Source organism: Steroidobacter sp. (assembly GCF_036402275.1).
Taxonomy (GTDB): Bacteria; Pseudomonadota; Gammaproteobacteria; order Steroidobacterales; family Steroidobacteraceae; genus Steroidobacter.
On record NZ_DASWTF010000034.1, the window covers coordinates 182,598 to 191,143 of the forward strand.

Annotated in this window: 7 protein-coding genes; 3 read left to right on the forward strand and 4 right to left on the reverse strand. The window is 62.1% G+C overall.

Features of this window, described 5'->3' with window-relative positions; genetic code table 11:
- Window positions 1-18: 18 nt before the first annotated feature.
- Entirely contained in the window at window positions 19-732 is a 714-nt protein-coding gene (locus VGD45_RS18595) for a TetR/AcrR family transcriptional regulator (protein ID WP_331156839.1), read from the reverse strand.
- Between the two features lie 223 nt (window positions 733-955).
- Here VGD45_RS18595 and VGD45_RS18600 point away from each other — a divergent pair, with 223 nt between their 5' ends.
- The 3 genes from VGD45_RS18600 to VGD45_RS18610 all read left to right on the forward strand — a co-directional run bounded on the left by VGD45_RS18600 (window position 956) and on the right by VGD45_RS18610 (window position 5,598).
- Window positions 956-3,277 carry a TonB-dependent receptor gene (locus tag VGD45_RS18600; protein WP_331156840.1) on the forward strand — a complete coding sequence of 774 codons (2,322 nt, stop codon included), beginning with the start codon at window positions 956-958 and terminating at the stop codon, window positions 3,275-3,277.
- Between the two features lie 10 nt (window positions 3,278-3,287).
- On the forward strand, window positions 3,288-4,046 hold the full coding sequence (locus VGD45_RS18605) for a 3-hydroxybutyrate dehydrogenase (protein WP_331156841.1): 759 nt from the start codon (window positions 3,288-3,290) through the stop codon (window positions 4,044-4,046).
- Window positions 4,047-4,374: 328 nt separating this feature from the next.
- Complete coding sequence (locus tag VGD45_RS18610) at window positions 4,375-5,598, forward strand: MFS transporter (RefSeq protein ID WP_331156842.1); 1,224 nt, start codon at window positions 4,375-4,377, stop codon at window positions 5,596-5,598.
- On the opposite strand, the gene VGD45_RS18615 is transcribed toward VGD45_RS18610, so the two are convergent.
- The 3 genes from VGD45_RS18615 to VGD45_RS18625 form a co-directional block, all read right to left on the reverse strand.
- Complete coding sequence (locus VGD45_RS18615; RefSeq protein ID WP_331156843.1) at window positions 5,595-7,418, reverse strand: sensor histidine kinase; 1,824 nt, start codon at window positions 7,416-7,418, stop codon at window positions 5,595-5,597. The two genes, VGD45_RS18610 and VGD45_RS18615, sit on opposite strands and share 4 nt — an antisense overlap.
- Before the next feature lie 82 nt (window positions 7,419-7,500).
- Window positions 7,501-7,683, reverse strand: a complete 183-nt coding sequence (locus VGD45_RS18620; RefSeq protein WP_331156844.1) for a hypothetical protein — start codon at window positions 7,681-7,683, stop codon at window positions 7,501-7,503.
- Window positions 7,684-7,698: 15 nt separating this feature from the next.
- Window positions 7,699-8,535 carry a DUF4159 domain-containing protein gene (locus tag VGD45_RS18625; RefSeq protein ID WP_331156845.1) on the reverse strand — a complete coding sequence of 279 codons (837 nt, stop codon included), beginning with the start codon at window positions 8,533-8,535 and terminating at the stop codon, window positions 7,699-7,701.
- Between the last annotated feature and the right edge of the window lie 11 nt (window positions 8,536-8,546).

Here is an 8,546-nt window from a genome sequence, read left to right on the forward strand (position 1 = left end):
TACAGCAAAGCACGCGCTTCACGTAGCCTTTTTGCGCTTAACCGCCTGCGGTTTGCACAGACGCTCGAAGCCGCTGGCGATGAACGGCGCCATGCGCTCGCGGATGGCTTCGAAATCGCTGGATTTACACAGTCCCTCGGACAGCCGGTCGATGCGCCCGGTCTGCGACAACGTGAGCGTCAGCGCGCCGGACAGGAAGTGATAGCTCCAGTACAGCTCCTGCTCGCTCACGTCGGGCAGCGCCTTGCGAAGCGCGTCGATCAGATGGTGAATGACGTTGTCGAAGGTGCGGCCCATGGTCTCGCCGCCCCAGGCCGGCGTGTTGTTCACCTGGGCGATCAATGCAAAGTAGTTGTGCCAGCGCTGATCGCCCGTGGCCGCGCGGCGCAGGATGGGCTGTAAGAATGCGTCGATCACGCCTTCCACGGTGATGGCGCTGCCGGCAGCCTTCACGTACGCGTCGATGGAGTCGATGCGCTCCTTGTTGATGATCTCGGCGCGCCGCTCGAACACGGCGTCGAACAGGCCGCGCTTGGTATTGAAGTAGTAATGCAAGAGCGCGGTGTCGACCTTCGCCTCCTGCGCCACCTCGCGCACCGTCACACCCCAGAAGCCATGGCGCGAAAAATGATCTTCGGCGGCGTCGAGGATGCGCTCGCGCATGTCCGGGGCGGCGTCGGTCTTCAGGGGCCGGCCCCGGCGGACCTTGCGGCGTTTGGTGGTCGTGGTCATCGGTCGGGTCGACACGGCTGGCGGCCTGGCTAGGAAAATCCCCTGTCAGCATACCGCTTTAGCGGGCTTTTTCCCTCCACGGCGGCTGCAGGCCAGTATTCATCAGTTGATGAATAATTGACAAGCGGGCCCGGCGAGAGGCAATCTCGCCAATAATCATCAACTGATGAATAAATCAGGCTTGAGCGGTCGTCGGATCGAAATCGGGTCATTAGGGGGAGTCATGAACGCCTTTGCTGCTCGCGGCGCATTGCGATGGTCGATCGCCGCCGTCCTTGCCACCCAGCTGCCGTTGTCGGCCAGTGCGCAGTCAGTGGACGATGAATCGGCCACCAGTATCGAAAGTGTCCTCGTCACCGCGCGGCGTCGCGAAGAGAGCCTGCAGGATGTGCCTGTGGCGATCTCCGCGTTGACCGCGGATCAACTGCAGACTCAAAACGTTCGCACGCTCGAGGACATGACCGCGTTCGCGCCGAACATCAAAGTGAACGCGGGTCGAGCCACGAGCAGCACCATCAACGCTTATATCCGCGGCGTGGGTCAGAACGATCCGCTGTGGGGCTTCGAACCGGGTGTAGGCATCTACATCGATGACGTTTACATCGCGCGTCCGCAGGGCGCCTTGCTGGATGTTTACGATGTCGAGCGCATCGAAGTGCTGCGCGGTCCGCAAGGCACGCTGTACGGCAAGAACACCATCGCCGGCGCCATCAAGTACGTGACTCGTGACATCGCCACCGACGAGCCGGCGCTGAATGTTTCAGCCACGGGCGGCAGTTACAACCAGCGCGAGATCAAGGTCGGCGGTTCCATGCCGGTGGTCGATGAGCACGTCTTTCTGGGCGCGGCAGTGGCTTATCTGCGGCGTGACGGCTACGGCGAGATCGTCGACGACGGCCGTGCGCGTCTGTACAACCGAGTCGGCCAGGACGTTTCGGACAAGGACGTGCTCGCCGCGCGCGCCAACGCGACGTTCGTCTGGGGCGACAGCTCCAAGCTGCGGATTCTTGCCGACACCGTGCAGGACAACTCCAATGCGACGGGCGGTCAACGCCTGAACAATCTCACCGTGCCCACGCTGCCGGCCGGCCCGGCGGCCGGCACATTCCATCCGCGGCTCAGCGATCGATACGATCAGCGCACCGACATGCCGGTGGATCGCGACCGCTTCATCAATAAAGGCATCGCGGCGACCTACACGCAAACGCTGACCGACGCGCTGGATCTGAAAATCGTGGGCGCGTATCGCGAGGGCGACGGCCGGCAGTTCATCGATTTCGACGAGCTGAACGCCAACCTGTTTCAGGTGCCGGCGCAGTACAGCGACGATCAGAGCAGCGGCGAAGTGCAACTCACGTACACCAGCGATCTGGTCAAAGGCGTGGCCGGCGTTTATTACTTCACCGGGCAGGCTGAAGGCGCTTTCGATGCGTCGCTCGGCTCGCTGGGCCTCACTTCGTTGACCAAGGGCAGCGTCGATACCGATAGCATCGCGGTGTACTTCGATACGACCTGGCCGCTCACCGATCGTTTGAACCTGAACGTCGGCGCGCGCTGGAACGAAGATGACAAAGAGGCGAGAGTGTTCGTCGCCCAGTACCGCGGCGTGCTTGCGCCGAACGCGACTTTGTTCGACGAGAACAATGTTCCGCCGGGCTTCTCGCTGGTCGCCGTGCAAAGCAATTACACCAACGACCGCAGCTTCTCGAACGTGTCGCCCCGGTTGGGGATGGACTTCCGGCTCAACGACGATCTGATGCTGTATTTCAGCTATGCGGAGGGCTTCAAGAGCGGCGGCTTCGACATGCGCGGCAATCAGCTCGCGAATCCGACGACGGTGAATGGCTACGATGCGGAGACGGCGGACAACTTCGAAGTGGGCATGAAGTCGACCTGGTTCGACGACACCCTGCAGCTGAATCTCACCGCGTTCTATACGCCGTATGAAGACATCCAGGTCACCGCTCAGCAATTCGTGCTGGTCAATGGCAACCCCACCAACGCCACGGCCGTGCTCAATGCAGGCAAGCAGCTGAATCAGGGTGTCGAGTTGGAGACGATGTGGCGGCCACTGTCGGCACTGACGCTGGTGCTGAATGTCGGCTATCTGGATGCGGAGTTCGAGGAGTTCTTCACGGCGTGTCCGACGCCGACGCCCGGCTGCCGAGTGGATATCAGCGGCCTCAATGAACCCATCAACTCGCCAGACTGGACGACGTTCCTCGGCGCGACCTATGAATGGTCTCTTGGCGCGGGCGACATGAGTTTGCATGCGGGCTATCAGTATCGGAGCGCCACAAAGGTGGCCAACACGACCCGTAGCATCACGGATCAGGATGCTTATGACCTGCTGGATCTAGGTGTCGCTTACACGACGGCGAATGAGACCTGGCGCTTTGCCGTGGAAGGCAAGAACATCCTGGACGAGGAATATCGCGTGGCCGGTTATGACTTCGGCACCGCGGGCCCGACGGGTGGCTTCAGCCAGATCGGCTTCTACGGCCCGCCGCGCACGGTGTCGGTGACGGCCACGTACCGCTATTGATCGACGGCTCATGGCTTCCAAACATCGCATTCTCATCACGGGCGCCGCCAGCGGCATCGGGCTGGCGCTGACCCAGCACTTCGCGGCTGCCGGTCATCGGGTGGTCGCCTGCGACTTGCAGCAGGCGGCGCTCGATTCGCTGCAAAAGGATTTGCCGTCGGTGCGAACGTTGGCGTTCGATCTGTCCGATGCTGGGCAGATCGAGGCTGCATTTTCGTCACTGCGTGACGATGCGCCGGACGTGCTGATCAACAACGCGGGGTTGCAGCACGTCTCGCCCTTGGAGGAGTTTCCGCCGGAGAAGTGGCAGCTGTTGATTGCCGTGATGCTGACAGGGACAGCGCTGCTCACACGGGTGGCGTTGCCATCGATGCGGCGGAATAACTTTGGCCGCATCGTGAACATCGGATCCATCCACGGGCTCGTGGCGTCACCGTTCAAGAGCGCATATGTGGCCGCGAAGCATGGTCTCGTTGGGTTCAGCAAGACCGTTGCCTTGGAGACCTCCGATGCGGACATCACGATCAACACGGTGTGCCCTGGCTATGTGAAGACTCCTCTGGTGGATGCACAGATAGCGTCCCTCGCTCGGACTCACCACATGACCGAGCAGGAGGTGGTCGAAGAAATCATGCTCAAGCCCATGCCCAAACGGCAGTTCATCACCACCGACGAACTGATCGGCACCGTCGAATTCCTCCTCAGCCCCGCCGCCCGAAACATCACCGGGCAATGCCTCGTCCTCGACGGCGGCTGGACGGCGCAGTAACACAACCTCGCTCGCCCCCCCTTTCCAACCGCAAAGACGAGAGGTTTTGCAGACAGGCGCCCAGCCGACGCATCTAGCGTCCGCATCCAACCAACGTTTCGGCACGTCGTCGAGGTGGGGTACCTCCTCCCAGCAGCTTCGATCCAACAGGAAGTTGGTCGGAGCAGCAGCTACATGGACGTACAAGCAGGCCGACACGCGACAGCGTGGCGGAGGCGGGTGCGCGGTGCCGGGAGGAGGTACCCCATCTCGGCGGCGTGCGAGCCACCGAGGCTGCCTCCTTCCGAACAGATAAGATACGCAACGACTTCTGCTTCGCGAGGCCGGGATGTCCCGCAGTTATAAGGTCACGTTGCTGATCGCCCTGTACATGGCGCAGGGTCTGCCGTTCGGGTTCTTCACGCTGGCGCTGCCGGTATTGCTGAGAGAGGCAGGTTATTCGCTCACCCAGATCGCCGCCCTGAATTTTCTGTACCTGCCCTGGGTGCTCAAGTTTCTTTGGGCCTCCGCGCTCGACTACACCGGGTCGCGGCGAGCCTGGCTGCTCGGATTTCAGTTTGCCTCGATCGTAGCAGCGTTGCTCCTGGCGCAGGCAGATCCAAGCCAAGGGCTGCTGCCGATGATCGTGGCTGCGTTCGTCTTTAGCACCGTGGCTGCGTCACAGGACGTGATCACCGACGGCCTCGCCGTGCGCATGCTCGACACGCGGGAGCGTGGTTTGGCGAACGCTATCCAGGTCGGCGCATATCGCTTCGGCATGATTCTCGGCGGCGGCCTGCTGCTGACCGTATTCGCACGCACCAATTGGGAAGTGACCTTCCTCTGCATGGCGGGCTTGCTCGCTCTCGCGACCGTACCCACATTGGCTTTGAAGGAATCGGGGCCGGCGAGCGAAGGCCCAAAGCACACCGCTGCGCAGCTCGTCATCGGCTGGATGCAGCGCTTGCTGACGCCCGGCATCCTGCGCTTTGCCCTCATCATTTTCCTGTATCGCTTCGGCGATCAGATGGTGGCGACGCTGCTCGGCCCGTTCTTGATCGATCAGGGCATGGATAAAGAAAGCATCGCTCTGATGAAAGGCACCGTCGGTTCCGCCACCAGTCTGTTCGGCGCGGTCATCGGCGGCTGGCTCGCATTCAGCGCCGGAAGGCGTACAGCTGTACTCGCGAGCGGCGTAGCGCAAGCCGCCTCGTACACGCTCTACATCGTGGCTGCCATGGGAATAGGCGGAACGACCTTGCTCTGGGTCGCGACCATCTTCGAAGGCATCATCGGCACGATGGCGACCGTCGCGTTGTTCACATTGATGATGGACGCGTCCGACCCCAAGCACGCCGGCACCGACTACACCTTGTTCGCCAGCCTGGTGGTACTCGTCGGCCCGATCGGCAACTTCACCGGCGCCGCGCTGGCGGACGCCACTGGGTACGCGGCGGCATTCACTGCGGGATCGATACTAGCGCTGGCCGGAACGCTGCTGGTCGTGCGCATGCTGGATTACAAACCCATCCCTGCACGCCTCGAAGAAGTCTGGAAACGAGCGACCGCTTAACCCGGCAGCTCGATGGTAAACGTCGCGCCCTCGCCGGGTTTGCTCTGCGCGTACACGCGACCGCCGAGCCGTTCGACGGCCTTGCGCACCAGCGCGAGGCCGATGCCGGTGCCGGGATACTGATCGTCACGATGCAGTCGCTGGAACAGCTTGAAGATGTGGTCGTGATATTGCATGTCGAAGCCGATGCCGTTGTCCGTAACGGCCAGTGAGACGCCGCCATCCTTGCGCCGACAGACCACGGCGACGCGTGGACTCTTGGTATCGCGCGTGTACTTCAACGCGTTCTCCACCAAGTTGCGCAAGGCTAGAGCCAAGCCACTCGCATCGACACGCACCGTCATCGGCTCGACCACGACGGTCAACACGATGCCGCGACGTTGCACCTCATCCTGATACGGACTCAACACCTGATCCACCAGCGACGGCAAGCTCACGACACTGGCTTGCATGCCTCGGCGATCGATATGTGAGTACGACAGCAGATCGTCGATCAGTGTCGACATCTTCAGCGAGCCATTGCGGATCCGCGAGAGATGCTCGCGGGCGCGGTCGGTGAGCTGACCCTGTAGTTCCTGCTCGAACAAGTGCGCAAAGCCATTGATCGCGCGCAACGGCGCTTTCAGGTCGTGGGCGACCGCATACGAGAAGCCTTCGAGCTCTTCATACGCGCGCTTCAGCTCGGTCGTACGCTCACCCACGCGTTGCTCGAGCACGGTCGTGAGCTCTCGGTAACGAGCCTCGCTGTGACGCAGCTCCACATTCGCATCCTGCAACTGCTGATTCGCCGTCACCAGCTGATCCGTCAGCTGCTGCGACTCGTTCTGAATCCATGCCTCGCGGGCGCCGAGGATGACGGCGAACAGAATAAAAATGCTGGCCGAGAGCCAGATGACCCGAGGCGTTAGCGTAGCGGTGCTGCTCAACGCCACGGCCACCATGATGACGATCAACAGCGCCGGCATCACCGCCTCGAGCCAACGCTCGCGCGTCTGCATCCTTTGTCTGATGTCGCCCGGCTCGCGCTTGCTCAACCAAGCCTGCTCGTAGGCTGCCGCCGCGAGCAGGCCGAACATCGCCAGCCAGCTGACGTTGACCAGGTCGTCCGCCAGATAGCTCTGGGTCAGCAGCGCATGCGCATACACGAAGTTGGAGATCGCATAGATGCTGGTCGCGAACACGAGCAACAGCATCGGCGTCCATGACGAGCCCCAGCGGAACGTCCACAGAGCGCTGAGGGTAGACAAAAACGTTCCCGCGACCAGCACCGTATGCGCCACGCCCAACCACAGGAAAGTACCGGTGACGCTCTGGTTCTGCAGCGCCGGCTCGAGCATGCCCAGCACCACCGTAATCGCCAGGCAACAAGTGACGAGCCCAAGGTTGCCGACATGCTTCAGAGTAAATGGCTCCCGGTGCCGGGCCTCGGGCAACATCATCACGCCGGCGACCACCAGCAAGGCGAAGCCCGTGTAGAAGATCTGGTTGACGCTTGGAAAAGGCTGCGCCACTTTCAAGACCAGCTGCACGTAGTTCCAATGCAGTTGCCCGATCAGCCAGCTGCCGCAGGCGAGGGCGATCGTCGACCAGGCGCGACGACGCTCCTGCTCCACCTGGCGGGAAGTACAAAAGCAGAAGTAAGTCGCGGCCGCGGCAGCGACGGTCCAGGCGAGATCGTTGATCCACACCTGCACGGCATTGTTCGCGATATAGATGGCGACGCCGTAGATCGCGAGCCCCGCCAGCCAGGCGTACGCCAGCGTGAAACGCGAGCGCGTCGAGTCGATGTCCGTGTGGATCTTGTCTGCTTCAGCTGCCATCGCCGGTAGTATGCCTTCCCTATCGGACGCGCGTGCGACAGTGAGGCCGGCAGGAGAGTCTGGTTCGGCGGCCGAAGCTGCCTCAGGTCAGCTTGATGCGTTCCTCGCCGCAACGTTTGCAGCGCTCGGTGCTGACCAGCTTGCCTTGCTTCACGTCGAAGCGTCGGCCGGAAAGGAGCTCCCACTTGTGAAAGCCCGACGAGCATAGCGTCTTGCCGTCGGCGCGTTGTTGTTTGGCTTTTTTCAGATTGATGACATTGGACATGATGGCCGGCGGCGCTCAGTGGGTCATTGCATACACAACTACGTTCACGCCGACCATATAGGAGCGCGTGGAGAAGGTCTCGAAGTACCAATCGCCATAGGCTTCGCGCTCCCACCCGTCGCCGACATCGGTGTTGTGAGTGGCGAGCACCATGATACGGCCATCGTCGTCCAGCCAGGCACGCATCTGTGGCGTGTCGAGCGAGCCGGCGGGAAACTTGTGCGCGCCGGGCGACTCGGCCGTGCTGCCGCCGGGGCTGGCGAAAGGCAGCGCGGGGATCTGCGGCATCTCGTGGAGATCGAACACGGTGTGGAAGATGGGATGCTCCGGCGTGAGCACGCGCCATTCGCGATTCGGCAGGACGGTGCGCATCACATTGGCGAACTGCTGCCACTCGGCGTCGCCCCAGAAGTCATCGACCCAGACGAAGCCGCCGCGGGCGAGATAATTTTCGAACGCGGCGCGCTCCGCCTCGGAGATCACCATGTATCCCGGGTCGGACATATAAAGCATCGGAAAGTCGCCGAGATCGGGCGCGGTCAGCAGTCGGCTCGAAGCTTGGGGAGCGACATGGATGCGAGTCAGCTGCTTGAGCCGATGGCCGAAGTTGTCGTCGCCTTCGGGAAAGTCTGTCTCCCAGCGCGCCCACACACGACCGTCGTACGCGTAATACGCTTCGCCCATGCCGCCTTCGCTATCGTAAATGGCGCGGACCAGATTGAGTCGTGACAGATCCGGCGGCGTGGACGAGCGGCCGCCGTCACCAGTGATGAGATTCGTGCCGGCGAGCGCGGCCAGCGTCGCGAAGGCGGCGTAAGTGGCCAGTAACGAGAGTGGAAGCCGGTTCCTCATGATCCGCGCCG

What these genes read in the sequence shown, in the direction of transcription:
- VGD45_RS18595 (WP_331156839.1), bottom strand. Translation starts at nt 732, where the DNA reads ATGACCACGACCACCAAACGCCGCAAGGTCCGCCGGGGCCGGCCCCTG.
- VGD45_RS18600 (WP_331156840.1), top strand. Translation starts at nt 956, where the DNA reads ATGAACGCCTTTGCTGCTCGCGGCGCATTGCGATGGTCGATCGCCGCC.
- VGD45_RS18605 (WP_331156841.1), top strand. Translation starts at nt 3,288, where the DNA reads ATGGCTTCCAAACATCGCATTCTCATCACGGGCGCCGCCAGCGGCATC.
- VGD45_RS18610 (WP_331156842.1), top strand. Translation starts at nt 4,375, where the DNA reads ATGTCCCGCAGTTATAAGGTCACGTTGCTGATCGCCCTGTACATGGCG.
- VGD45_RS18615 (WP_331156843.1), bottom strand. Translation starts at nt 7,418, where the DNA reads ATGGCAGCTGAAGCAGACAAGATCCACACGGACATCGACTCGACGCGC.
- VGD45_RS18620 (WP_331156844.1), bottom strand. Translation starts at nt 7,683, where the DNA reads ATGTCCAATGTCATCAATCTGAAAAAAGCCAAACAACAACGCGCCGAC.
- VGD45_RS18625 (WP_331156845.1), bottom strand. Translation starts at nt 8,535, where the DNA reads ATGAGGAACCGGCTTCCACTCTCGTTACTGGCCACTTACGCCGCCTTC.